Origin of the sequence: Bacillus nitratireducens, from assembly GCF_036320425.1 — a bacterium.
Lineage (GTDB): Bacteria > Bacillota > Bacilli > Bacillales > Bacillaceae_G > Bacillus_A > Bacillus_A nitratireducens.
In genome coordinates this window covers 343,260-368,708 of sequence record NZ_JAUMJO010000003.1, presented here as the reverse complement: position 1 = coordinate 368,708, position 25,449 = coordinate 343,260, and the positions used below count along the sequence as shown (strand labels likewise).

Sequence of the window (25,449 nt, the reverse complement as noted above, 5' to 3'; positions counted from 1 at the left end):
ATAACAAAAAAGAAGAGTTCTATATTCTCAATTAGAACTCTCCTCAAGGCATTTAAACAATTCTTCTACACAAGATTATTTAATTCCACCTCATTTAAGCTTCCAACAACAATATTTCCTTTATGCACGACTAAACGCTTCTCTGTTTGACGCGCTACCGCTTCAGCTGTACATGTTGCATTCGTCAAAATAAAACTCGCTTCATCTCCTACATTCGGCCATGCTCGCTTCCCTTCATTGTTTAACGTTTCTTTTCCTCCCGTAATAAAGCGAAGGGCTTTTCCTAAAGACCTTTCGTCACTCCATCCAAAACGCTCTGCTAATCGATTTGCCTTTTGAAGCATATCGCCAGTTCCAAACGGCGACCAATGATCTGTAATACTATCATTTCCTAATGAAACTTTAACACCTTTTTTATCTAATAACGGAATTGGGATTACTTGTTTACCAATTGGCACGGTTGAAGTAATATCAATCTTCAAGGCTGCTAGTCTTTCTGCCACTTCTTCAGCTTCTTTATCCGTAACACCACCAAGTCCAAGCGCATGACTAATTGTTACACGCCCTTGCCATCCAGCTTCTTCTGTTAGACTTGCCAACCTCTTCATCGTAAACGTCCCCAGATTATTCGCATCATGCAAATGAAGATCAACATCCGCATTAAATTCTACTGCGATATCCATAATTGTATGTAATGATTTTTCGATATCATTATCCACTGTAGCTGGATCCACTCCACCGACTAGATTCGCACCCATACGCATCGCATCTTTTACAAGTTGTACAGAATTACTGCGCAATAATCCATGTTGCGGAAATGCAACTATTCTACCAGACAATCGATTTTTATATGTTTCTAATGCCGCTAACGTTGCCTCTAAATTACGAAGTCCAATAACCGGATCCACATTACAATGCGTTCTAATATTCGTTGCACCATTTCGAAGCAATAACTCTAGCATATTTTCCGCCCTGTCTTGAGCAGTTGCTAATTGCTTTGGCAAAATCCTTTTTTCTTCATTAAAACGTGTGAAAATATTTTCTGCTGGCATACAAGCTTTCCAAGGCCCACTATAATATGTTTTATCAATATGAATATGCATCTCTTCGAAGGACGGTAAAATTAATAAGCGATTGGCATCAAGAGTTACCACCCCTTCCTCTTGAACAATCCCTTCTATAATTTTTTTAATTCGTCCATCTTCAATGAGTAAACTACATAATTCTGTTTCTGTTCGTGAAATTTCCCCTTCTTCATATGCATACCTTGATTCAACCATTACATTAGTCAACCAATATACTGTCATCTCTATTTCCCCACCCTTTATTAAAAATCGCCTCATACCTCTTACTATAATTTTAATATCAGCTGAAAATTAAGACAATTAATATGATCGTTTCTCTAAAAAAATGTAATACAACCTCATAGTCTTCTCATAAATTTCCATATAGAATAAAAGTATGTAGCTTCATATAAAAAAGGAGTTGATCGTTATATGTCAAAAAGATTATGTAAATCGGAAACTGATAAAATGGTATTTGGTATATGTGGTGGTTTAGGAGAATATTTTGATATTAGCTCTACTCTCATTCGCATACTTTGGGTCATTGCTGTTTTATGTTTTGGGACGGGGTTTTTAGTTTATTTTATTTGTTTATTACTTATGCCACGTTCTTACTAATATTATCCTGACTCACAATATTCTTTTCACTATACTTAAACAGAACATACAAATTGAAAAAAACGCCTATAGAATCTTTTTCTATAGGCGTTTTTTCATGAAGAATATTTCATCGTTAAATGTAATACCGCCACTTCATCCTCTTGATTTTTATAACTATGTTTCTTATTCGCTTCAAATTGAATGGAATCAAACTCATTAAGTTCGTACACATCGTTCTCAACTTGAATAGAAACTTTCCCTTTCATTACTGTTACAAGCTCAATTGCTCCTTCATGATGAGCTTCAGGTTCATATATACTATTCGCTCTCAAACATGCTCGGTGCATTTCCATCCCCGTTTCTTTCGTGTAACGGAACATCGTTTCTAAGTGCCATGCTTGTCCTACATCTACTGCAAACCCTTCTCCGCAGCGCGCAACAGCTACTGGTTCTCCAACAACCATCAATCTCGATAAAGGAATTGATAACCCTTTTGTTATTTTCCAAATGACAGCTAACGTCGGATTCGTTTCTCCTCTTTCGATTTTTCCCAGCGTTAATTTACTCACACCCGTCTTTTGGGCTAATTCTTCTAAACTTAGTTTTTGTTCATTTCGAATTTGTCGTAATAACTGACCTACTTGCTGAATCACTTCTTTTGTTTGTATGTCCTCATTTTCTTTCATCTATAAAACCACCTTAAAATATAAAATAGTTTACTTTTATTAATTTAAAGTATATCATACTATACATAATTATTTAATTCCGAAAGGAGTGTTACACTTCATGCGTGCAATATTATTAGGCCTTTTATCATCCGCCTTCTTTTCTGCAACTTTTATTATTAATAGAGCGATGAATGTATCTGGAACAAGCTGGGCTTGGACAGCTTCCTTCCGCTTTTTATTTGCTCTCCCTATTTTATTCCTTATCGTTTTATTTCGCAAAAACTTAAGGGGGTTATGGGTAGAGTTAAAGAAACATCCATTTGCATGGATCGGATGGGGTTCCGTTGCAGGGATTGGTTTCTATTCTTTATTAAGTTTCGCCGCTGTCTTCTCTCCAGCTTGGCTCGTTGCTGGAACTTGGCAAGTTACTATATTAGCAGGTTTGCTTTTATCACCATTATTTTTCATTAAAATAGAAACGCAATCAGGTACAAAACTTGTACGTGGAAAAATTCCACTACGCAGTTTATACGTCGCTTTATTTATTTTACTTGGTGTAATTTGTATGCAAGCGACTGCAGCAGGCCACATTACAATGAATCAGTTCATTTCAGGCTTTTTACCTGTCGTTTTAGCAGCTTTCTTATATCCCTTCGGCAACCGAAAAATGATGGAACTTGTTGGTGGGCGCCTTGATACATTCCAACGTGTATTAGGAATGGCAATTGGAAGTCTTCCTATAACGCTTTTACTTGGTATATACGGATTTTCCACTACTGGTATTCCATCATCAACTCAAATGCTTCAAGGATTTTTGTTAGCACTATGTTCTGGAGTTATTGCGACGATGACATTTTTCTTTGCTACTGATTTAGCAAAAGACAATCTTGCTTTACTTGGAGCTGTTGAAGCAACACAAGCTGGAACGATGGTCTTTACCGTGCTTGGTGAGATTATTTTCTTAAATGGTTCATTCCCTAGTGGTCTGTCACTGATTGGGATGATTATTATCATGTTAGGAATGGTCGTAAATAGCGTTTTAAACCGTTCTGTTCCAGTTATTAAGCAAAAAAAATCGGCATAAAAATAGATATGGTTCTTCTTCATAGAACCATATCTATTTTTATTGTCCCTCTATTTCGCCTTATCAGAATAGTATTTCATTAGCTGTTTATACTAAAACCTATGTTATAATACGTTTCATGCGCAATATTAGGAGGTAAATTATGTTAAAAAAAGCAATCGCTGAATTTATTGGTACATTTGTACTTGTATTATTCGGAACTGGAGTAGCTGTCATTGGTGGCGGAATTGAAGGAATTGGAACATTAGGAATCGCTATGGCTTTCGGTCTATCTATTGTGGCTATGGCATATAGCATCGGAACAATTTCTGGATGTCACATTAACCCAGCGGTATCAGTAGCTATGTTCATCAACAAAAGAATGAACGCTATGGAACTTTGTTATTATGTATTAGCTCAAATTTTAGGTGGTTTATTAGGAACTGCAACGTTAGTAACAATTTTACGCTCTGCTAAAACACCTTTAGATAATTTAGGACAAAATGGTTTTGGAACTCTTGGTTTATCTGGAGCATTTCTAGTTGAATTCATTTTAACTTTCGTATTCATTTTAGTTATCGTTGCTGTAACAGGTAAAAAAGGAAGTTCTTCTCTAGCTGGATTAGTAATTGGTTTTACATTAGTTTTAGTTCACTTATTAGGTATTCCTTTAACTGGAACATCTGTTAACCCGGCTCGTAGTATCGCACCAGCTTTATTCGCTGGCGGAGAAGCACTTTCTCAACTATGGGTATTCATCGTTGCACCAATTCTTGGTGGTATCGTAGCAGCTATTGTTGGTAAATTCATTTTAAATACTGAAAAATAGAATTTTCAATATTTCTGAATAAAAAAAGGCGAGCCCTCACTATGAGGATGCTCGCTTTTTTATTCTTTAATTTTCGATTTTAAATTTGTAACTAATTGCTCTACCGTTACATTTGCAAGTACGTTTTCCATCGCTTCTTGCGCTTGCATTAAAATAATTTCTAATACTGATTGAATATTAGCTCCTACTGGACATTCAATGTTGGGATTTTCATGGAAGGAAAATAGATGTCCTTCTTCTACAACTTCCACTGCTTTATATACATCAAGTAATGTAATTTCTTCTAAATCACGAGCAAGTGTCGTACCACCTTTACCAGCTTGTACATCAACAAGTCCTGCTCTCTTCAACATTCCTGTAATGCGACGAATCACAACTGGATTTGTATTCACACTACCAGCAATCCATTCAGAGGTACAGCGAGAGTTTCGATCTATCGCAAGTAACGTTAACATATGAACACCTACTGTAAAACGACTACTAATTCCCATCTGCACACCCTCCTTTTTATTCATTCTATTAAAAGACGACTCTTATCATTATATACTATTTTTAATTTATACATAAAGAAAAAGCATGATTCCATTAGAAAACCATGCTTTTCTCTCCTTATTGACGCTTTATAAACTTCGCTAAATCTTTGAATTTCACTTTGTCTGAGTAATTCATTACTCCGTTTACATAGATACGACTTGTAACAGCATTTAATATACCAATTGTCGCCAATAATATTACTAATGTTATCGTAATCTCTAACATACCTGCTTCACCGGCTACAATCCGAGAGAAGGTGACCATCGGTGTGAAAAACGGAACATACGAGCTTACAACAACAATGGTACTATTCGGATCACTTAATGATTTAATACTAATGAAGAATGCAGCCATGATCAAAATCATTACCGGGAAAGATACGGCTTGTAAATCCTCCGTCTTAGACACAACAGCTCCAGCCGCAGCGTACATCATCGCATAAAGTAAATATCCCGTAATGAAATAGACAAGAAACATGCTTATAACCTTTGCATCTAATTTTGTAAAGTCAATTGGAACACCAAATAATGAGGCACTTTCTAAATCGACCCAACCTAGCAAATAAGGAATAAGGTAACCACACGCTAATATTACAAGTTGCAATAACGCCGTTGAAACAACCGCTAAAATTTTCGCATACATCATCGTAAGTGGCTTTACTTTCGGAAGCATTACTTCCATTACACGTGACGCCTTTTCAGATGCAATATTCATTGCGATTGTATTTCCGAAAGCTACAATAAACATATACAAAGCAAATGTAAAGAAATACGCAATTCCGAAAGAAGATGTACGATCTTTTATCGCTTCTTGCTTCACTTGAATTTCTGCTTGTAATTGCTGCGCAATTTCTGGTGAAACATTATTTTTTGCAATCGTCACCATCGTATATTGTTGTTTTAAATAGCCTGCCATAATTGCAGAAGTTGCTTGGCTTGGAAATCCATTATACATATATGTAACCGCTGGAGCCCCATCCTTTTCCGTCACATGGAATAGACCATCTAAATCGCCTTCTTCTACTTGCTTATGCAGTTTATCAAAATCATCCTTTGAACCAACCGTTATTTTTGCTGATGGCAATAGCTTATTTAGCTCTTCTTTTTGTACTTTGTATGTGGAGCTCTCTACTACAACTGCAATTTTATCTTTATCCTTATTTTTATCATCACCTGAAGTAAAATGATTAAATGCAAAAATCCCAAACACCACTAAAAATAAAATCGCACTCGTAATTAATGATTTTTTAGATAAAAATGCTTCTTTAAAATAAAATGAAAATACATGAGAAAATTTACGCATCTTTATTTCGCCCTCTCTACAAAGATTTCGTTTAACGTCGGCTCTAACATTTTAAATTGTCGTAAACCAACACCTTGTTCTTGCAATTGTTGCAAAATCTTTAGAGCTTCTGCATCACCTTGTACTTTCACATAAAGAAGGCCTTGTTGTTTTTCATATGGAACATGTATAGCTTCTAATCCTTTTTCATTCTCTTTTGTATCTTCGATTGTTAAATTACGAAAACCGTATTCTTTCTTAATATCACTTAATTGTCCTTCTACGACTGCTTCACCTTTTTTTAAAATACATACATGTTGGCAAAAAGCCTCTACTTGCTCCATACGGTGACTAGATAAAATAATTGTCTTCCCGCTCTGTACTTGTTCTCCAATAATACTAGCCAACATTCCAGCATTAACTGGATCAAGTCCGCTAAATGGTTCATCCAAAATAAGAAGTTCTGGATCATGAAGAAGAGCAGCAATCAATTGAATTTTTTGCTGGTTCCCTTTCGAAAGTTCTCCTGCTGTTTTGAATTTATATTCTGGGATTGCTAAGCGCTCTAACCAGTGATCAATTGCAAGATCTACTTCTTTTTTCGTCATTCCTTCTAATCTACCAAAATATCGCAACTGATCTATTACTCTACTTTTTGTATATAGTCCTCTTTCTTCTGGTAAATATCCAATTGTTACCCCGCTATCACCAAATGATTTTCCATCCCACGTAATAGAACCTTCATTTGGCGTTAATAAACCTAGTAACATTTTAATTGTCGTTGTTTTCCCTGCACCATTTCGGCCAAGTAACCCTAACACTTCACCTTTCGGTAACGAGATTTGCAAACCATTAACTGCTTTAGATTCTCCGAATATTTTTGTTAAGTTTTGAATTTGTAAACTCAATGTATATATCCTCCCCTTCAATAGCATTCTCACTTTCATAATATGATTGTTTAAAACAACATATAGTAACCTTATTCCATCTTCTTACATACATTCCTTTTCTTCAACTACTTACTGTGTATCACATCTTTTTTATTCACCTTATCTACTATAGGACAAACTACTATATATACAAAAGACAATATGCAAATGTTCATAAAAAAATTTTTATATTTTAATATATAATATAAGATGATTTTCTAACATCAAGGAGGATACATATGAAGATGAAGAGGGGTATTACCACTTTATTATCTGTAGCGGTTCTATCTACATCGCTTGTAGCATGTTCAGGAACACCAGAGAAAACAGTGGCAAAAGAAGAAAAAGTAAAATTAACAGAACAGCAATTAATGGCTGATTTATGGTATCAAACAGCTGGTGAAACGAAAGCACTTTACTACCAAGGGTACAATATCGGTCAATTGAAGCTTGATGCAACTCTTGCAAAAGGCACAGAAAAAAAACCTGCTATCGTACTTGATTTAGATGAAACTGTTTTAGATAACAGTCCTCATCAAGCTATGAGCGTAAAAACAGGAAAAGGCTATCCTTACAAATGGGACGATTGGATTAATAAGGCTGAAGCTGAAGCCCTTCCAGGCGCAATTGATTTCTTAAAATATACAGAGTCTAAAGGTGTAGATATTTACTACATCTCAAATCGTAAAACGAACCAACTAGATGCAACTATTAAAAACCTTGAGCGCGTAGGTGCTCCTCAAGCAACGAAAGAACATATATTACTACAAGACCCGAAAGAAAAAGGAAAAGAAAAACGCCGTGAACTCGTTTCTCAAACACATGATATTGTTTTATTCTTCGGCGATAACTTATCTGATTTCACTGGTTTTGATGGAAAATCTGTAAACGATCGTAATCAAACAGTGGAAGAATCAAAAGCACAATTTGGTGAGAAATTCATCATTTTCCCTAATCCAATGTACGGTGATTGGGAAGGCGCTTTATATGACTATAATTTCAAAAAATCAGATGCAGAAAAAGATAAAATCCGTCGCGACAACTTAAAATCATTTGATGGAAAATAAAAGAGGATGGCTTTCGCCATCCTCTTTTATTTTCCATTATCTGTTAAAGGCAAGATAAACACTTCCACACGTCTATTCTTTGCCTTTCCTTCTTGTGTATCGTTCGGAGCAATTGAACGGTATTCTCCGTAACCAATTGTACTAAATTTTTCTGGTTGTAATTCTTTATTTTGGAGTAATACCTGCATAAAATTAACTGCACGCTGCGTACTTAATTCCCAATTCGATGCAAACTGCGCATTGGCAATCGGGACATTATCCGTATGACCAGATACTGTAATTTCACGAGGTGACGCTGAAACAAGCAAGTTAGACAGCTCTTTTGCAATCCCTAAAGATTCTAATTTCACATCGGCTTTCCCCGAATCAAACAGCACATTCTCTAGTATTGTCACCATTAATCCCTTTTCAGTTAATTTGGTTTGGAAAGCAGAGGATAATTGGTTCTCATTAATATATTGATCAATCTTTTTTTGTAATGCTTTTAACTCAGCCATTTCTTTTTTTTCTTCGGCTCCAGCTTCTTCTTGTTTTCTTGCTTGTTCCACCTCAAGGCTACTTGCTGATAATTCTTTTTCATCATTTGGCTTTTGATCACTTAAAAACTCTTTATTTCCTGTTCCACCTGCTAGTTCACTATGAAAAGCTACTGCCATCTGTTTAAATTTCGCAGCATCTATACTACTCATTGCAAATAAAACTATAAACAATGCAAACAATAGCGTTAGCATATCAGCATACGGAATTAACCACGTTTCATCAATGTGTTCTTCATGCTTTTTCTTTTTACTTCTTCTATTCTTCCTACTCCGCATTTTTTTCCGCTCCTTTTTCTAGCTTTTTACGCTCAGTTGCAGAAAGCGCACCTAAAATGCGGTTTTTCATAATAAATGGATATGTACCTTCTTGTAACATTAATAAACAATCAATAATTAAACGTTTCTTCTCTAATTCAGCGGCAGACTTTTGCTTTAATTTATTTGCAAATGGATGCCATAACACGTAACCTGAAAAGATACCGAAAATCGTTGCAATAAATGCACCTGAAATAGCATGTCCTAACTTTTCAATATCAGTTAAATTTCCAAGTGCAGCTACAAGACCAATAACAGCACCTAAAACCCCTAATGTCGGTGCATATGTACCAGCTTGAGAAAAAATTGCCGCTCCTTTTGCATGCCTTTCTTCAATTGCTTCTAATTCAGCTTCTAAAATTTGTTCTAAATCTTCTGCGGATACGCCATCAATCACAAATTTCATACCACGTAAAAGAAACTCGTCTTCGATTTTATCTAATTGTTGTTCTAAAGACAAAATACCGTATTTTCTACTCTCAGAAGTCCAATGAACAAATAACTCTAGTAACTGTTCATGGCTTAAATCTTTTTTATTTGAACCAAAAAGAACTTTAAATAATTTTGGAAATCTTTTTAGTTGATTCATCGGAAATGCAATACATACTGCAGCAAATGTACCGACAAAAATAATTAGTGCCGCGGCAGGATTCATTAAGGCCATTATGTCAGCACCCTTGACGACCATTCCTACTACTACCGCCACTACTCCTAAAATGATTCCAATAATTGTTGCAAAATCCATTCCCATTCACTCCTAGTCTATACAAGAAGTCCTTTATTCTTGATAATCGTTACATCTTCTTATATGTATATATTACACAATAAATTAATTTCATGAAAGATAAGAAATGAATTATATGAAAAAAATACTACAATTTCACACATTTTTTGACATTTTACGACATTTTCTTTGCATTTCTATTACGTTATGACTCTTACATTTCTTTTTCAATAAACTAGACTTATAATAAAAACGATACATATTTTATTAAGAAAGGACTGTGATTACAAGGCATTATGAAAAAGATAATAATTGTTTCTGCCGCTACTATTGTAATCGGTATCACATCTTTCGCTTACTTTGGTTCTAAATCACCACTACAAAACGAGGCGAAGGCTGTCGAAAGTCAAAAACATAGTAACCATCAAAAAGAAGAGATTCCTGCTTTTCCAAAAGCTAATAATAATGCAAAGAAACTAGACAATAATTTTTCAGTTGTAACAAATCCAAAGTCTAATCTTGTCTTAGTTAATAAACATCGAAAACTACCAGACGGATACATACCTGAAGACTTAACAAGACCAAACGTACCGTTTACTAGTCCAAAAGATAAAGAAAAAACACTACTACGCAAAGATGCTGCAGACGCGCTTGAAAATATGTTCAAATCAGCAAAGAAAGAAGGACTTGAACTTACAGCTGTATCTGGTTATCGTTCATACAAACGCCAAAAATCATTGCATGATACATACGTTAGACGCCAAGGGAAAGCTGAAGCTAATTCAGTCAGTGCAATTCCTGGAACAAGTGAACATCAAACCGGTCTAGCAATGGATATTAGCTCAAAATCTGCTAAATTTCAATTAGAACCAATCTTCGGAGAGACAGCAGAAGGAAAATGGGTCGCAAAACATGCCCATGAATTCGGATTTGTCATTCGTTATTTAGAGGATAAAACGAAGACGACAGAGTATTCATACGAACCGTGGCACTTACGCTACGTTGGTAATCCATATGCCACATACATATATAAGCATCATTTAACATTAGAAGAAGCGATGGAAGACAAAAAATAAGAGAGCGATTTGCTCTCTTATTTTTTGTCTTCTCTTCTATTATTGTAGTAATTTCTCCTTCCATTCTTCAGGCCATGGTTCGCCTCTTCCCGTTTTCTTCGATGCTTGCACCATCATACCGCGTCCAACTAAACAAACTTCCCCTTCTGTATTTTTGACCATGTAGTGTAAATCTAATGAGGAATTTCCAACCGTTCCTGCCTTTACATATACTTTCAACTGCTCATCAAAATAAAGTTGTTTAATAAAATTGCATTGTAGATCTGCGACGACTATCATCGTCTCTGATGATTCATGTGTCCATTCTTGCATAAATCCAAGTTCTTTAAACAATGCGATACGTGCTTCTTCAAAATACGTAAAAGCAACGACATTATTTACATGCCCAAACATATCTACTTCACCAAAACGAACTTTGACAGGATTATAAAATGAAAAACCACTTTCCCATTGCTCAAAGTCTTCAATATAAGAAATCCTCTTCATTGCTACCTCTCCTTTTCGCCCTTAAAATAAAGTGAAACTTTAATCAGTGGGGGTTTTGTTCATCCCCCACTGATTATTAGTTGAACCAATCGGGCGTTTACGGGCAGTTGATCTCCCACCTAGCTTCTTTGCTCCACCTGAATTTTTGGGTGGGAGTTTTACTGCCCGTTAATGCGGGATAAACAGAATAAACAGAAAAATAAAGTTATAAATATTGCCTCTTCAACATGAAGAGGCAATATTTATTAATAGTTATTGTCGCTACCAAAGAAATCTTTGAACGATTGAATTGTTGTATCACGGTTTAATGCTGCAATTGAAGTTGTTAATGGAATACCTTTCGGACATGATTGCACACAGTTTTGAGAGTTACCACAGTTTGCAAGTCCTCCATCACCCATAATTGCACGTAAGCGATCTGCTTTATGCATTTCACCAGTTGGATGCGAGTTAAATAAACGCGCTTGTGAAAGTGGTGCTGGTCCAATAAAATCAGATTTACTGTTTACGTTCGGACATGACTCTAAGCAAACACCACATGTCATACATTTTGAAAGTTCATATGCCCATTGGCGCTTTTTCTCTGGCATCCTTGGTCCTGGTCCTAGGTCATACGTACCATCGATTGGAATCCAAGCTTTAACACGTTTTAACGCGTTAAACATACGGCTACGATCAACTTGTAAGTCACGTACAACTGGGAATGTCTTCATCGGCTTTAAGCGAATTGGTTGTTCTAACTGGTCAATAAGAGCTGTACATGATTGACGTGGTTTTCCGTTAATCACCATCGAACAAGCACCACATACTTCCTCTAAACAGTTCATATCCCATGCAATCGGAGTCGTTTGGTTCCCTTTTGAATCAACAGGATTACGACGAATTTCCATCAACGCTGAAATAATATTCATATTTGGACGATACGGAATTTCAAACTCTTGGTCAAATTCTTGTGCATCTGGTCCATCTTGTCTCGTAATGATGAGGCGGATTGTTTTCTCAGACATGTTGTTTATCCCCCTTCTCTTCATCCTTAGCAGCTACATCGTGTTTTGAAGAATAGTCACGTTTACGTGGTTTAATTAATGAAACATCCACTTCTTCGTAATGGAATGCTGGTGCATTTCCTTCTCCTTCAAATTTCGCCATCGTAGTTTTTAAGAAGTTTGCATCATCACGATTTGGGAATTCTGGTTTGTAATGAGCTCCGCGGCTTTCATTACGGTTATATGCCCCAATTGTAATAACACGTGCTAACTCAAACATATTTGCAAGTTGGCGTGTAAACGAAGCACCTTGGTTGCTCCATCTTGCAGTATCGTTAATGTTAATACGTTTGTAACGAGCCATTAACTCTTCAATTTTTGCATCTGTTTCTAGTAATTTTTTATTTTCACGAACTACTGTAACGTTATCTGTCATCCATTCTCCAAGCTCTTTATGAAGAACATATGCATTTTCATTACCATCAAGCGTTAAAATATTGTTAAATTTCTCTGTTTCGATTAATTCATTTTGCTCATATACAGTAGATGAAACAGCATCAGATGATTTAGAAAGACCTTTCATATACTCAATTGCGTTTGGTCCTGCTACCATACCACCGTAAATTGCTGATAATAGTGAGTTCGCACCAAGGCGGTTACCACCGTGCATAGAATAATCACACTCACCTGCTGCAAATAAACCTGGAATACTTGTCATCTGTTTGTAATCAACCCATAGTCCGCCCATTGAATAGTGAACCGCTGGGAAGATTTTCATTGGTAGTTTACGAGGATCATCACCTGTAAACTTCTCATAGATTTCAATAATTCCACCAAGTTTAATATCTAGCTCTTTCGGATCTTTATGAGAAAGATCTAGATATACCATGTTTTCACCGTTAATACCTAGTTTTTGCTCTACGCAAACATCAAAGATTTCACGCGTTGCAATATCACGAGGTACAAGGTTTCCGTAAGCTGGATATTTTTCTTCTAAGAAGTACCATGGCTTACCATCTTTATATGTCCAAACACGCCCACCTTCACCACGTGCAGATTCACTCATAAGACGTAACTTATCGTCTCCAGGAATTGCCGTTGGATGGATTTGAATGAACTCACCGTTCGCATAATATGCACCTTGTTGATATACAGCAGATGCTGCTGTACCTGTATTGATAATAGAGTTAGTTGATTTTCCAAAGATGATACCAGGGCCCCCTGTTGCCATAATCACGGCATCAGCTTGGAAACTTTTAATCTCCATAGTTTGTAAGTCTTGTGCGACGATTCCTCGGCACACACCTTCATCATCAACAACAGCTCGTAAGAAATCCCAACCTTCGTATTTCGTTACAAGTCCTGCTACTTCATGACGACGTACTTGCTCATCTAATGCATATAGTAATTGTTGGCCAGTTGTTGCGCCAGCAAATGCTGTACGGTGATGTTGTGTTCCACCAAAGCGACGGAAATCAAGAAGTCCTTCTTCCGTACGGTTGAACATAACACCCATGCGGTCCATTAAATGAATAATACCTGGTGCTGCTTCACACATCGCTTTAACTGGCGGTTGGTTCGCTAAGAAGTCCCCACCATAAATTGTATCGTCAAAGTGGATCCATGGAGAATCCCCTTCACCTTTCGTATTTACGGCACCGTTAATTCCACCTTGGGCACATACAGAATGTGAACGTTTTACTGGTACTAAAGAAAATAGTTCAACATTTACTCCTGCTTCTGCCGCTTTAATCGTTGCCATTAAGCCGGCCAAGCCACCGCCGACTACTATAAGTTTCCCTTTCATGCTCTCCCACTCCTTACTGGTTTGCTAGCTGTGGATCGATGAACGCTAATAATGCACTCACACCTACATAAGATAGACCTAAGAAAATAGCTAATGTTACATAAGTAGAGATTCTTTGTGAACGTGGAGATACTGTAATTCCCCAGCTTATGCAGAATGTCCATAGTCCATTTGCAAAGTGGAAAATTGTTGAAACAACACCAACTAAATAGAAACCAAACATAAATGGGTTGTTTAAAATATCTGCCATCATATCATAGTTTACCTCTTTACCTAACATTGCTTGAATACGAGTTTCCCAGACGTGCCAAGAAATGAAGATCAGCGTAACGATACCTGAAATTCGTTGGAAGACGAACATCCAGTTACGGAAATAACCGTAAGATACCGCATTGTTCTTAGCTGTAAATGCAATATATAAGCCATATATAGCATGGTACAGTATAGGTAAAAAGATGATGAAAATTTCTAGCGCATACCGGAATGGAAGGAGCTCCATAAAGCCTGCAGCTTTGTTAAAAGCCTCTGCTCCTCTTGTTGCAAAGTTGTTTACAATTAGATGTTGCGTCAAAAAGACACCAACCGGGATGACCCCCATTAATGAGTGCCACTTACGAAACGTATACTCGCGGCCTTTCATGTCCCCATTACCCCCTTGAATGTTTGACTGCTGTTTTCAGATTAATTTACAACAATAATGTTTTTTCACTATTGGCATAAGAAAAACTGAAAAAATTATTCGAAATATTTCAGCATAATTTGATAACAAGTTCATTTTACCCCTATTTTTGTCGAAGCGTCAAGAAAACGTATACATAATTTGCATATAATTTGCCAATTCTTTTTTTCTTCTTAGATATTCAGATTTCCCTAAAGAAAAATCTGTTTTTATAAATGAAAAATGTTATATAATAATCCCTATAGAAAGAGGGGAATATTGTGAGCAAAAATACAATCGATATAACATCTTTAGAAGATGTTTCATTGAACGCCTTCGCTTATGAATTGCTACGTGAAGAATTACTAACTGATTTAATTGGTAACGATTTAGACGGTATTTTATACTGGTCCGGCAGAAACCTTGCAAGAAAATATCCGCTAGAAACAATTGAAGAAGTCATTCAGTTTTTTGAAAAAGCTGGTTGGGGCACTTTAAGCATCGTTGAACATAAACGTCGTGAAATGCAATTCCAACTTAAGGGTACACTTATTACTGAGCGTCAAAAACAAAAGAGACATTCTTCTTATCAATTAGAAGCTGGATTTATCGCCGAGCAAATTCAAAGACAAAGAAACGTCGTTGCAGAGTCCTACGAAGAACAAAAGAAACGTTCAGACTCTATTACATTTCTTGTTAAATGGGATATTAAAGATCTCATTGAAGCGTAGCATCTACCTACAGTCAACTAGACAGATAAGTTTAGTTGACTTTTTTGTATATTCATTCAGATGCGTTTATTTTAAATCTTCAGAAATTATACCAAAAAACAGAAGACGTTGTAAACTACAACGTCTTCTTATCTGTTAAATAAGTATATATCGTCTCTGCAACATTTTTCGGCATACCTGCTTCGACAAATTCAGCTATGGAAGCTTCTTTCATCTTTTTTAACGAGCCAAAATGTTTTAACAATACCTTTTTTCGTTTATCGCCGATTCCTGGAATATCATCCAACGCTGATTGAATGATCGATTTCCCGTGCAACTGGCGATGGAATGTAATTGCAAATCTATGCACTTCATCTTGAATGCGTTGCAATAAATAAAATTCTTGGCTATTCCTCTCAAGCATCACAGGTTCAGGCGGATCTCCAATGATTAAATGTGATGTTTTATGTTTGTCATCTTTTACAAGTCCTGCCATTGGAATATATAATCCGAGTTCATTCTCCAGAACATCACTCGTAGCGGCCAGGTGGCCTTTTCCACCATCAATAATGATTAAATCTGGTAAAGGTAAATTCTCTTTAAGCGCCCTCGTATAACGGCGTCTTACAACTTCCCTCATAGATTCGTAATCATCAGGACCTTGAACCGTTTTAATTTTATATTTCCGATATTCTTTCTTTGCTGGTTTCCCATCGATAAAAGCAATCATTGCGGAAACGGGATTTGTCCCTTGAATATTCGAGTTATCAAACGCTTCAATACGATATGGGGTTTCAATGCCAAGCTGCTTCCCTAAATTATCAATGGCTTTAACCGTCCGCTCTTCATCACGTTCAATTAAGTAAAATTTCTCTTCTAGTGCAATTTTTGCGTTTTTATTTGCTAATTCTACAAGGTCTTTTTTCTTACCACGTTTCGGCTGTGTCGCTTCAACTTCTAAAAAGCGCTCTACTAATTCTGAATCTATACTTCCTGGAACGACAATTTCCTTCGGTTTAAAGTGACTACTGTTTTCATAAAATTGACCGATAAACGTTAAAAATCCCTCTTCTGGTTCATCATATATTGGAAACATAGAAACATCACGCTCAATTAACTTTCCTTTTCTAACAAAGAAAACTTGAACACACATCCATCCTTTATCAACCGCATATCCAAACACGTCACGATCCACTAAATCACTCATAATCATTTTTTGTTTTTCCATAATTGCATCAATATGAGCAATTTGATCGCGCAACTCTTTCGCCCGTTCAAATTCTAGTTTCTCTGAAGCCTCATACATCTTTGTTTCTAATTCTGATCGAACTTCTTTATGTCCACCATTTAAAAACTTAATAATTTCATCTACAATTTCTTTGTTTTGTTCTTCCGTTACTTCTTTCACACAAGGTGCTAAACATTGGCCCATATGATAATATAAGCAAACTTTATCTGGCATATTTGAGCATTTACGAAGCGGATACATACGATCTAATAATTTCTTTGTTTCATGAGCTGATTGCGCATTTGGATAAGGACCAAAATACTTTCCTTTATCCTTTTTTACATTTCGCGTAATGAGTAAGCGCGGCTGTTTTTCAGCTGTAATTTTAATGAAAGGATATGTTTTATCATCTTTTAATTGAATATTATATTTTGGATCATATTTTTTAATTAAATTTAACTCTAAAATAAGAGCCTCCAAATTTGAGGAGGTTACGATATATTCAAAGTCAACAATTTCTCCTACAAGTCGAAGGGTTTTCCCATCATGCGAACCAGTAAAGTACGAGCGCACACGATTTTTTAGTACTTTTGCCTTACCGACATATATAACCGTTCCTTGCTTATCTTTCATTAAATAACAACCAGGTTGATCTGGTAAAATAGCCAACTTCTCTTTCAAATGTTCGTGCACTCGTCACCCTCCATTTCTACATGCTTAGCATTTTTATTTTCACATGAAAACATACTATGCCAAAACACCCAACATACGTTCTTTTATTGTAACGGAAAGGTTATAAAAAAGAAAATAAAAAAAGCTACCAAATGGTAGCTTCTTTATTTTAGAAGTGTTTAGCAACTAATTCTACTAACGCTTCTTTCGGTTTATAACCTAACGCTTGATCAACTACTTTACCGTCTTTTAATACGAAAAGAGCTGGAATACTCATTACTTCGAATTGACGAGCAGTTTCTTGGTTCTCATCAACGTCTACTTTTACTACTTTTACTTTCTCGCCTAACTCTGCATCGATTTCTTCTAATACAGGAGCGATCATTTTACAAGGTCCACACCAAGGTGCCCAGAAATCTAATAATACAACACCTTCGCCAGTTTCAGCTGCGAAGCTTTGGTCATTTGCATTTACAATTGCCATTTTATTTCCTCCTTCAAGTATATTCTACCAAGAGTATAACATTAACTTATATACGTGGCGAATATTATGTATCGTTATGTATTGTAACAAAAAAATGTTCCTTTATACTATATAAAAATATGGATTAAATACTAAAAAGGTGAGAGACAGGGGATCCCTCACCTTTTTCTATATATAGGGGTACTTCACTTAGAACTCAAGGGTAATCAAATCATGAATGCACTTTTAACTTTTTAAATTCTTCTGTTAAAAGAGGTACAACTTCAAATAGGTCACCAACAATACCATAGTCAGCTACTTTGAAGATACTTGCTTCTGGATCTTTATTAATCGCAACAATTATTTTTGAGTTAGACATACCAGCTAAATGCTGAATCGCACCAGAGATACCGCACGCAATGTATAGGTCTGGCGTAACAACTTTACCAGTTTGACCGATTTGTAATGAGTAATCACAATACTCAGCGTCACAAGCACCACGAGATGCCCCAACAGCGCCGCCTAGCACGTCAGCTAACTCTTTTAATGGTTTAAATCCTTCTTCACTCTTCACACCGCGTCCACCTGCAATAATAACTTTCGCTTCAGAAAGATCAACACCTTCTGCAGTTTTACGGACGACATCTTGAATGATTGTACGTAAATCTTTTACATCAACTGTAATAGAAGATACATCACCGCTGCGAGACTCATCTTTTTCAAGAGTTGCAATGTTATTTGGACGTACTGTCGCAAATAATATACCGTCTGTTACAATCTTCTTCTCGAACGCTTTACCAGAGTAAATTGGACGAGTGAAGATAACATTTCCACCTTCAACTTCTAAAGCAGTTACGTCAGAAACTAAACCAGCTTCAAGCTTCGCTGCTAATTTTGGTGATAAATCTTTACCAAGTGCTGTATGTCCAAATACAATACCTTCTGGATTTTCTTCAGCATATACAGCTAAAAACGCTTGTGCATAACCATCAGACGTATATGATTTTAATTTATCATTTTCAACTGTCACAACGCGATCTGCACCGTAATGAATCAATTCATTTGCAAAAGAGGCAACGCTGTCTCCAACTAGAAGACCTACCACTTCACCGCCTTCTGCAATTGTTTTTGCTGCTGCTACCGCTTCAAATGAAACGTTACGTAGCGATCCATCACGAACTTCACCCATTACTAATACTTTACGAGCCATAGATTTTCCCTCCTGCATATATAATTTCGTATTTTATTAGATTACTTTCGCTTCTGTATGGAGCAACGATACAAGTTCTTTTACTTGATCTTGCAGCTCGCCTTGTAACACTTTTCCTGCATCTTTCTTCGGAGGCAAATAGATTTCAATTGTTTTTGTTTTTGCTTCCACATCATCTTCTTCTAAATCTAAATCATCTAATTCTACTTCTTCTAGTGGCTTTTTCTTCGCTTTCATAATACCTGGAAGTGATGGATAACGCGGTTCATTTAAACCTTGTTGTGCTGTTACTAAAACTGGTAATGATGTTTCAATTACTTCTGTATCTCCTTCAACATCACGTTCAATCTTCACATTTGTACCGTCAATTTCAAGCTTTGTAATTGTCGTTACGTATGGAATGTTTAACGCTTCAGCCACGCGTGGACCAACTTGTCCAGATGCACCGTCAATTGCAACGTTCCCGCCTAAAATTAAATCTACTTCTTTATCTTTTAAATATTCAGCAAGTACTTTTGCTGTCGTGAACTGATCACCATTTTCAACATCATCTTCAATATTGATTAATACCGCTTTATCGCAGCCCATCGCTAACGCAGTACGAAGTTCTTTCTCACTATCCTCGCCACCAACTGTTACAACAGTAACCTCTCCACCTTGTGCATCTCTTACTTGAATTGCTTCTTCAATCGCATATTCGTCGTAAGGGTTGATGATGAATTCCGCTTCGCCATCATAAATTGCACCGTTTTTAATTACGATTTTTTCTTCTGTATCAAATGTTCGTTTCATGAGTACGTAGATGTTCATTCCATTTACCCCCTTGTTTTTCAGAAAGATTCTATCAATTTTAAAATTCTGTTAATTTATATTAAAAAAATAATTGGACTACCTACCACTAAATGAAGGCTTACGTTTTTCTAAAAACGCTGCTACACCTTCTCTTCCATCTTCACTCGTAAACACTTCACCAAAAATCTGTGATTCACGCTGTACACCTTCATAATAATGAGAAGATTTTGTCGTTTGTAATAACTCTAGCACAGCACGAGTTGTTGCTGGACTTTTTCCAGCAATCTGTTTTGCAATTTTAAGCGTATCTTCTAAAATAGATTCCTCAGAAAATACCCCGTTAACAAGCCCCCATTGTAATGCTTCTGCACCAGTAATTGGTGTACTTGTTAACATCATTTCACAAGCTTTCGCTTTACCAACATAACGCGGTAAACGCTGTGTACCTGCAAAACCAGGAATTAATCCAAGTGTTAATTCAGGTAAACCAAGCTTTGTACTTTCAGTTACAAAGCGCATGTGGCAAGACATAGCAAACTCCAGGCCGCCGCCAAGTGCCGCTCCATGAATTGCCGCAATAACTGGTTTTGAACATTTTTCAACACGCTCAAACGTAACTTGTCCAAGCTGTGCTAATTCTGTCGCTTGCTTCGCTTCAGTAACAGATGTAAATTCTTTAATATCTGCTCCTGCTGAGAAGAAACGCCCTTCACCATGTAGAACAACAACACGAATGTTATCATCCTTTTCCACTTGATCGATTAATTCAGTAACGTCATGCATAACTTGTGAAGACATTGCATTAGCTGGCGCATGATTTAGCGTCGCCACCGCAATATGGTCTTCAACTTTTACAGATAGGAATTTCAACATGATCCCTCCCATTATTGACGATAACCACAAGCTGCACTAAGTAGCCCATGTACCGTTTTCGAAAGTGCGACCAGATCATACTTATGATCGCTCATTACCCAATTGGTCACAACTTCATCCACTGTTCCAAAGATCATTTGTCTTGCCACGCGAACATTTAAATCCGCCTGGAATTCACCTTGCTTTATACCTGTTTCTAAAATCTCATCCATAACTTGTAAGTAGCCCTTTAATACTTCATTTATTTTAAGGCGCAAGTCTTGATTGGACTGTCTTAGCTCTAATTGCGTAACAATAGCAAGAGGATCATTTTGCGACAACAGCAAGAAGTGCGTTTCTACCAACATGAATAACTTCGCTACAGCGCTTTCAATTCCTGCTGTTTTTTGACGAATTGTTTCAACAAATTCTCCCATCTTCTCTTGGAATAAGGATATTAATATATCTTCTTTATTTTTAAAATATAAATAAATCGTGCCATCAGCTACCCCAGCTTGCTTTGCAATTTTAGAAACTTGCGCTTGATGGTATCCATTCTCCGCAATCACAATGACTGCTGCATCAATAATTTGATTGTATTTCGGTCTATTTTTCTTCACTTTACTGTCCCCTTCAAGAAGATGACTGAATGAATAGTCATTCATATTCTTATAATACTGACTATTTAGAAAAGTGTCAATCCTATTTTTTCAAAAAGAAAGGGCCTTAGCCCGTTTGCTCATCCTCATTCTTTCTCTTCTCTTCATCTATTAGGACACGACGTAAAATTTTTCCGACTGTCGTCTTTGGCAACTCACTTCGAAACTCATATACTTTCGGAACTTTGTAAGCTGCTAAATATTTACGTGCAAACTGATCTAATTCTTCTTCAGTACATTCGGCGCCTTCTTTCAAAACAACAAAAGCTTTTACAGTTTCTCCTCGATACGGATCAGGAACACCGATTGTTACTACTTCTTGCACCTTTTCACATTCATATAATACCTCTTCTACTTCACGAGGGTATACGTTAAAACCACTAGCAACAATCATATCTTTCTTACGATCTTTCACATAGAAAAATCCATCCTCATCCATGTATCCTACATCACCTGTATGGAGCCAGCCATCTTGCAGTACTGCTGCCGTTTCCTCTGGTTTATTCCAATAGCCTTTCATGATTTGCGGACCCTTTACAACAATTTCACCAATTTCACCTGGAGGTAATGCCTCTCCTGTTTCAAGTGACATAATGATTGCCTCCGTATCTGGCCATGGCACACCAATACTTCCTGGCACACGTTTTTCCCACAAGAAATTCCCATGTGTAACTGGTGATGACTCCGTTAATCCATAACCTTCTACTAATTTACCACCTGTAACTCTCTCAAATTCTTCCTGTACTTCTACCGGAAGTGGTGCAGAGCCACTAATACAAGCCTGAATAGACGAAATATCGTATTCTTTTAAAAGAGGGCTATTTAAAAGAGCAATATAAATAGTTGGTGCTCCTGGAAATAGTGTAACTTTATGCTTCTTAATTGCTTCAAAAACCATTTTCATATCAAACTTTGGAATAAGAACCATTTTATATCCTTGCATAATACTCAAATTCATTACAGCTGTCATGCCGTACACATGAAAAAACGGAAGAACACCAAGAATCACTTCTTCTCCTTCTTTACAATTATATAACCAATGCGCTCCCATTAAAGTGTTCGAAACGAGATTTTTATGCGTTAACATAACCCCTTTTGGAAATCCTGTCGTTCCACCTGTATACTGCAAAAGAGCCAGATCGTTTTCAGGATCACAGGGAACTTCAACACCAGCATTACTTTCCCTTTCTACTGATTTCCATAGATGAATTGTTTCGCTTTCCGACACATTCACAACAAGATTTGTTTGCTTTTTTTGTACAAATGGATAAAGTAAATTTTTAGGGAAAGGTAAAAAATCTGCAATACGAGTTACGATAATGTGCTCAAGCCTTGTAGCCTTTTGAACGTTAGTAACTCTAGGAAACACCAAATCAAGACAAAGAATAACTTTTGCCCCTGAGTCATGAAGTTGATACTCAAGCTCTCTTTCTGTATAAAGAGGATTCGTTTGTACGACAATTCCCCCCGCAAGCAATGTACCATAATAACCTATTACAGATTGCGGACAATTTGGTAGCATAATCGCAACTCTATCACCTTTTTCAACACCAAGCCTTTGAAGGTAATTTGCAAATTTCTTCACCTTGTCATGGAAATCTGAAAATGTAACATCTTTACCTAAAAAGTGAAGCGCTTTCTTTTCTGGATAACGAGAAGCCATTTTCTCTAAATATCCATGAAGTGGCTGAATATCATATGAAATCGTCCCTGGGATTTCCTCTGGATAACTCTGCAACCAAGGTTTTTCCACTCTCATTCCCCCTTCCAATACTTGTTAAAATAAATGAATGTTCATTCATGATGATTGTTTTCATTATATTATAGTCAGAACAGCGTTACAATCATAATATTCTGACTTTCATATAACTATGCTTTACTTCATTAACTTCTTATTATATGTATAAACTCTCTTAATTTTAAAAGAATAAGAGAGTTATCGTTAATTAGCTTAATCTTATAATCGTTAAAACTGCACCAGGTGTAGTCGTTGATAATGTTGCAACAGCTAACAATCCAAACAACTGTAAACTAATTGCACTCCCCGCTGCAAGAGTCGTAATAATCGTTGCACTAAATGAAGTCGTTGCTAACGCAGGAGAGTTGATAGTCCCAGCAAGCGGTGCCCCATTAATTGTAATTCGCGAACTAACTAATAATGAAGCTGTTATATTAATTGTATATGAAATATAATAATTCCCCGCATTTGCGGCCGTAAATACTGTGTTCCCTCCCGAAACTGTAATTCCTGGACCGATATTCTGATTATTTGGAAGTGGGACATTTGTCCCACCGAGTAATACTGATATTGCCGTACCCGATGTATTATTCGCAAATGCATACGTCGCAGTTATACTTGTACCTGTTACTCCCGTTGCTCCTGTATCTCCTGTCGCTCCCGTTACTCCCGTTGCCCCCGTTGCTCCTGTTGCTCCTGTTGCTCCCGTTGCTCCCGTTACTCCCGTTACTCCCATTGCCCCCGTTGCTCCTGTTGCTCCTGTTGCTCCCGTTGGACCTGTTGCTCCCGTTGCTCCTGTTACTCCCGTTGGACCTGTTGGACCTGTTGCTCCCGTTACTCCCGTTGCTCCCGTTGCTCCCGTTGCTCCCGTGTCACCTGTCGCTCCTGTGTCACCTGTCGTTCCTGTTGCTCCCGTTACTCCCGTTGCTCCCGTGTCACCTGTCGCTCCTGTGTCACCTGTCGTTCCTGTTGCTCCCGTTACTCCCGTTGGACCTGTTGGACCAATCTTAGGAACTGTCCCATCGCAACTAAAACAGCACGAATCAACATGTAAACCATTTTGATTATTACATCCACAATATCCATTTGCATTATTACTCCATAAAGACATGTTGACCCCTCCCCCGTGTTCAATCTTTTAAGTACAACCCACTAATTAAAAATATCCTTCTAATAAAAATCAGTTTTTATTTTCCTTATCAACTACCCGCTCTAGGATAAACCTTTTATAAACAAAGTTTTTTCCTTACATTCTAATAAATATTACATGCAATACGCTCTCCTTTCGCTTGTACTTTCGCCTTCCTCATGAAAGGAATTTCAGCTCCTTCAACCTTGATACACGTATGCATTTCAATATGATATATTAAAATCCGTATAAATCGTTATTCTTAGTCGAAATTTTTAAAAAATATTGACACTTAAAATACCCTCATAGTATGATTTGGTTGTTGTAATTGATAACGATTTTCATTATCGTACATATTGCAAATAAAACATTTTATTTGGGGGCAGAAGATGAAGAGAATTCTCAGTATTTTCATAGTAGTTCTTCTATTCGCTGTTGGATGCGGGCAGCAAAAAGAGGAGAAAAAAGAAACAAAAGCGGACAATAAAAATCAAGCTATAACAATTAAACACGCTGAAGGGGAAACGAAGTTAGATAAACCAGCGAAAAAAGTTGTTGTACTTGAGTGGGTATATTCAGAAGACTTATTAGCACTTGGTGTTCAGCCAGTAGGGATGGCAGACATTAAGAATTATAATAAATGGGTAAATACAGAAACAAAACCGAGTAAGGATGTTGTAGATGTTGGGACTCGTCAACAACCAAACTTAGAGGAAATCAGCCGTCTAAAACCAGATTTAATTATCACAGCTTCATTCCGTGGTAAAGCAATTAAAAACGAATTAGAGCAAATCGCTCCTACAGTTATGTTCGATCCATCAACAAGCAATAACGATCACTTTGCAGAAATGACAGAAACATTTAAACAAATTGCAAAAGCAGTCGGAAAAGAAGAAGAAGGTAAAAAAGTATTAGCTGATATGGATAAAACATTTGCAGATGCAAAAGCGAAAATTGACAAAGCTGGCTTAAAAGATAAAAACATCGCAATGGCACAAGCATTTACTGCTAAAAACGTGCCAACATTCCGTATCTTAACTGACAATTCTACAGCTTTACAAGTTACAAAAAAATTAGGTTTAACAAATACTTTTGAAGCAGGTAAATCAGAGGCAGATGGTTTCAAACAAACTACTGTAGAATCATTACAAAGTGTACAAGATTCGAACTTCATTTACATTGTAGCTGATGAAGATAATATTTTTGACACTCAACTAAAAGGTAACCCTGCTTGGGAAGAGTTAAAGTTCAAAAAAGAAAACAAAATGTATAAATTAAAAGGCGACACTTGGATTTTCGGTGGTCCTGAGTCTGCAAAATCTTTAGCAACACAAGTAGCTGATGTAATGACAGCGAAGAAGTGATTACAC

Annotated in this window: 26 protein-coding genes; 7 read left to right on the top strand and 19 right to left on the bottom strand. The window is 36.8% G+C overall.

The genetic code is table 11. The features are described 5' to 3' along the window. Positions 1–65: 65 nt before the first annotated feature. Positions 66–1,307, bottom strand: coding sequence for an amidohydrolase family protein (locus Q3V31_RS13830; RefSeq protein ID WP_016130297.1), 1,242 nt, complete (start codon positions 1,305–1,307; stop codon positions 66–68). Positions 1,308–1,496: 189 nt separating this feature from the next. Between Q3V31_RS13830 and Q3V31_RS13825 the strand changes: the two genes are divergently transcribed. Next, on the top strand, positions 1,497–1,682 hold the full coding sequence (locus Q3V31_RS13825; RefSeq protein ID WP_000044338.1) for a PspC domain-containing protein: 186 nt from the start codon (positions 1,497–1,499) through the stop codon (positions 1,680–1,682). A 95-nt stretch (positions 1,683–1,777) separates the two neighbouring features. Here the strand turns inward: Q3V31_RS13825 and Q3V31_RS13820 are convergent, their stop codons facing one another. Next, complete coding sequence (locus Q3V31_RS13820) at positions 1,778–2,350, bottom strand: helix-turn-helix domain-containing protein (protein ID WP_000661918.1); 573 nt, start codon at positions 2,348–2,350, stop codon at positions 1,778–1,780. Positions 2,351–2,450: 100 nt separating this feature from the next. Between Q3V31_RS13820 and Q3V31_RS13815 the strand changes: the two genes are divergently transcribed. Then, positions 2,451–3,416 carry a DMT family transporter gene (locus tag Q3V31_RS13815; protein ID WP_001201661.1) on the top strand — a complete coding sequence of 322 codons (966 nt, stop codon included), beginning with the start codon at positions 2,451–2,453 and terminating at the stop codon, positions 3,414–3,416. A gap of 142 nt (positions 3,417–3,558) precedes the next feature. Beyond that, positions 3,559–4,224, top strand: coding sequence for an MIP/aquaporin family protein (locus Q3V31_RS13810; RefSeq protein WP_000913204.1), 666 nt, complete (start codon positions 3,559–3,561; stop codon positions 4,222–4,224). A gap of 59 nt (positions 4,225–4,283) precedes the next feature. Here Q3V31_RS13810 and Q3V31_RS13805 read toward each other — a convergent pair whose 3' ends face one another. From Q3V31_RS13805 to Q3V31_RS13795, 3 genes are all read right to left on the bottom strand, one after another. Then, positions 4,284–4,715 carry an Rrf2 family transcriptional regulator gene (locus Q3V31_RS13805; protein ID WP_000512996.1) on the bottom strand — a complete coding sequence of 144 codons (432 nt, stop codon included), beginning with the start codon at positions 4,713–4,715 and terminating at the stop codon, positions 4,284–4,286. A 118-nt stretch (positions 4,716–4,833) separates the two neighbouring features. Continuing rightward, on the bottom strand, positions 4,834–6,060 hold the full coding sequence (locus Q3V31_RS13800) for an ABC transporter permease (RefSeq protein ID WP_001224957.1): 1,227 nt from the start codon (positions 6,058–6,060) through the stop codon (positions 4,834–4,836). Positions 6,061–6,062: 2 nt separating this feature from the next. After that, positions 6,063–6,947: an ABC transporter ATP-binding protein gene (locus Q3V31_RS13795; protein ID WP_000058102.1), complete on the bottom strand. Its 885-nt coding sequence runs from the start codon at positions 6,945–6,947 to the stop codon at positions 6,063–6,065. A 260-nt stretch (positions 6,948–7,207) separates the two neighbouring features. Here Q3V31_RS13795 and Q3V31_RS13790 point away from each other — a divergent pair, with 260 nt between their 5' ends. Continuing rightward, entirely contained in the window at positions 7,208–8,035 is an 828-nt protein-coding gene (locus Q3V31_RS13790) for a 5'-nucleotidase, lipoprotein e(P4) family (RefSeq protein WP_000782770.1), read from the top strand. 26 nt (positions 8,036–8,061) lie between these two features. Here Q3V31_RS13790 and motB read toward each other — a convergent pair whose 3' ends face one another. Further along, positions 8,062–8,850 carry a flagellar motor protein MotB gene (motB, locus tag Q3V31_RS13785; protein WP_329765431.1) on the bottom strand — a complete coding sequence of 263 codons (789 nt, stop codon included), beginning with the start codon at positions 8,848–8,850 and terminating at the stop codon, positions 8,062–8,064. Next, the gene (gene motA / locus Q3V31_RS13780) at positions 8,840–9,634 is read right to left on the bottom strand and encodes a flagellar motor stator protein MotA (RefSeq protein WP_000344850.1); all 795 of its coding nucleotides are present in this window, start codon (positions 9,632–9,634) and stop codon (positions 8,840–8,842) included. Before motA ends, motB begins: the two co-directional genes overlap by 11 nt. Positions 9,635–9,909: 275 nt before the next feature. Between motA and Q3V31_RS13775 the strand changes: the two genes are divergently transcribed. Next, a complete protein-coding gene (locus Q3V31_RS13775) occupies positions 9,910–10,689 on the top strand; it encodes a M15 family metallopeptidase (RefSeq protein ID WP_000720269.1) in 780 nt (259 codons plus the stop codon). 39 nt (positions 10,690–10,728) lie between these two features. Here the strand turns inward: Q3V31_RS13775 and Q3V31_RS13770 are convergent, their stop codons facing one another. From Q3V31_RS13770 to sdhC, 4 genes are all read right to left on the bottom strand, one after another. Next, on the bottom strand, positions 10,729–11,175 hold the full coding sequence (locus Q3V31_RS13770) for an acyl-CoA thioesterase (protein ID WP_000822744.1): 447 nt from the start codon (positions 11,173–11,175) through the stop codon (positions 10,729–10,731). A gap of 245 nt (positions 11,176–11,420) precedes the next feature. Next, positions 11,421–12,182 (bottom strand): succinate dehydrogenase iron-sulfur subunit, encoded by a 762-nt coding sequence (sdhB, locus tag Q3V31_RS13765; protein ID WP_001291830.1) that lies wholly within the window; start codon positions 12,180–12,182, stop codon positions 11,421–11,423. Beyond that, positions 12,175–13,968 carry a succinate dehydrogenase flavoprotein subunit gene (gene sdhA, locus Q3V31_RS13760; RefSeq protein ID WP_000676748.1) on the bottom strand — a complete coding sequence of 598 codons (1,794 nt, stop codon included), beginning with the start codon at positions 13,966–13,968 and terminating at the stop codon, positions 12,175–12,177. The genes sdhB and sdhA overlap by 8 nt, the downstream gene beginning before the upstream one ends. Before the next feature lie 13 nt (positions 13,969–13,981). Then, positions 13,982–14,608 carry a succinate dehydrogenase cytochrome B558 gene (gene sdhC / locus Q3V31_RS13755; RefSeq protein WP_000678357.1) on the bottom strand — a complete coding sequence of 209 codons (627 nt, stop codon included), beginning with the start codon at positions 14,606–14,608 and terminating at the stop codon, positions 13,982–13,984. A 299-nt stretch (positions 14,609–14,907) separates the two neighbouring features. Here sdhC and Q3V31_RS13750 point away from each other — a divergent pair, with 299 nt between their 5' ends. After that, the gene (locus tag Q3V31_RS13750; RefSeq protein WP_000042216.1) at positions 14,908–15,357 is read left to right on the top strand and encodes a YslB family protein; all 450 of its coding nucleotides are present in this window, start codon (positions 14,908–14,910) and stop codon (positions 15,355–15,357) included. 115 nt (positions 15,358–15,472) lie between these two features. Here Q3V31_RS13750 and uvrC read toward each other — a convergent pair whose 3' ends face one another. The 8 genes from uvrC to Q3V31_RS13710 form a co-directional block, all read right to left on the bottom strand. Then, positions 15,473–17,257 carry an excinuclease ABC subunit C gene (gene uvrC / locus Q3V31_RS13745; RefSeq protein WP_000544288.1) on the bottom strand — a complete coding sequence of 595 codons (1,785 nt, stop codon included), beginning with the start codon at positions 17,255–17,257 and terminating at the stop codon, positions 15,473–15,475. Between the two features lie 148 nt (positions 17,258–17,405). Continuing rightward, positions 17,406–17,720 carry a thioredoxin gene (gene trxA / locus Q3V31_RS13740; RefSeq protein WP_001018940.1) on the bottom strand — a complete coding sequence of 105 codons (315 nt, stop codon included), beginning with the start codon at positions 17,718–17,720 and terminating at the stop codon, positions 17,406–17,408. Between the two features lie 211 nt (positions 17,721–17,931). After that, entirely contained in the window at positions 17,932–18,909 is a 978-nt protein-coding gene (gene etfA / locus Q3V31_RS13735; RefSeq protein WP_000101965.1) for an electron transfer flavoprotein subunit alpha, read from the bottom strand. Between the two features lie 36 nt (positions 18,910–18,945). Beyond that, positions 18,946–19,719, bottom strand: a complete 774-nt coding sequence (gene etfB / locus Q3V31_RS13730; RefSeq protein ID WP_001029036.1) for an electron transfer flavoprotein subunit beta — start codon at positions 19,717–19,719, stop codon at positions 18,946–18,948. 78 nt (positions 19,720–19,797) lie between these two features. Continuing rightward, complete coding sequence (locus Q3V31_RS13725; RefSeq protein ID WP_002088868.1) at positions 19,798–20,574, bottom strand: enoyl-CoA hydratase; 777 nt, start codon at positions 20,572–20,574, stop codon at positions 19,798–19,800. A gap of 11 nt (positions 20,575–20,585) precedes the next feature. Next, a complete protein-coding gene (locus Q3V31_RS13720) occupies positions 20,586–21,173 on the bottom strand; it encodes a fatty acid metabolism transcriptional regulator FadR (protein WP_000742219.1) in 588 nt (195 codons plus the stop codon). A 106-nt stretch (positions 21,174–21,279) separates the two neighbouring features. Beyond that, complete coding sequence (locus tag Q3V31_RS13715; protein ID WP_000414750.1) at positions 21,280–22,965, bottom strand: long-chain-fatty-acid--CoA ligase; 1,686 nt, start codon at positions 22,963–22,965, stop codon at positions 21,280–21,282. Between the two features lie 193 nt (positions 22,966–23,158). Next, positions 23,159–24,061 carry a BclA C-terminal domain-containing protein gene (locus Q3V31_RS13710; RefSeq protein ID WP_329765426.1) on the bottom strand — a complete coding sequence of 301 codons (903 nt, stop codon included), beginning with the start codon at positions 24,059–24,061 and terminating at the stop codon, positions 23,159–23,161. Between the two features lie 407 nt (positions 24,062–24,468). Between Q3V31_RS13710 and Q3V31_RS13705 the strand changes: the two genes are divergently transcribed. Next, the gene (locus Q3V31_RS13705) at positions 24,469–25,443 is read left to right on the top strand and encodes an ABC transporter substrate-binding protein (protein WP_000821933.1); all 975 of its coding nucleotides are present in this window, start codon (positions 24,469–24,471) and stop codon (positions 25,441–25,443) included. The last annotated feature ends 6 nt before the right edge of the window (positions 25,444–25,449 follow it).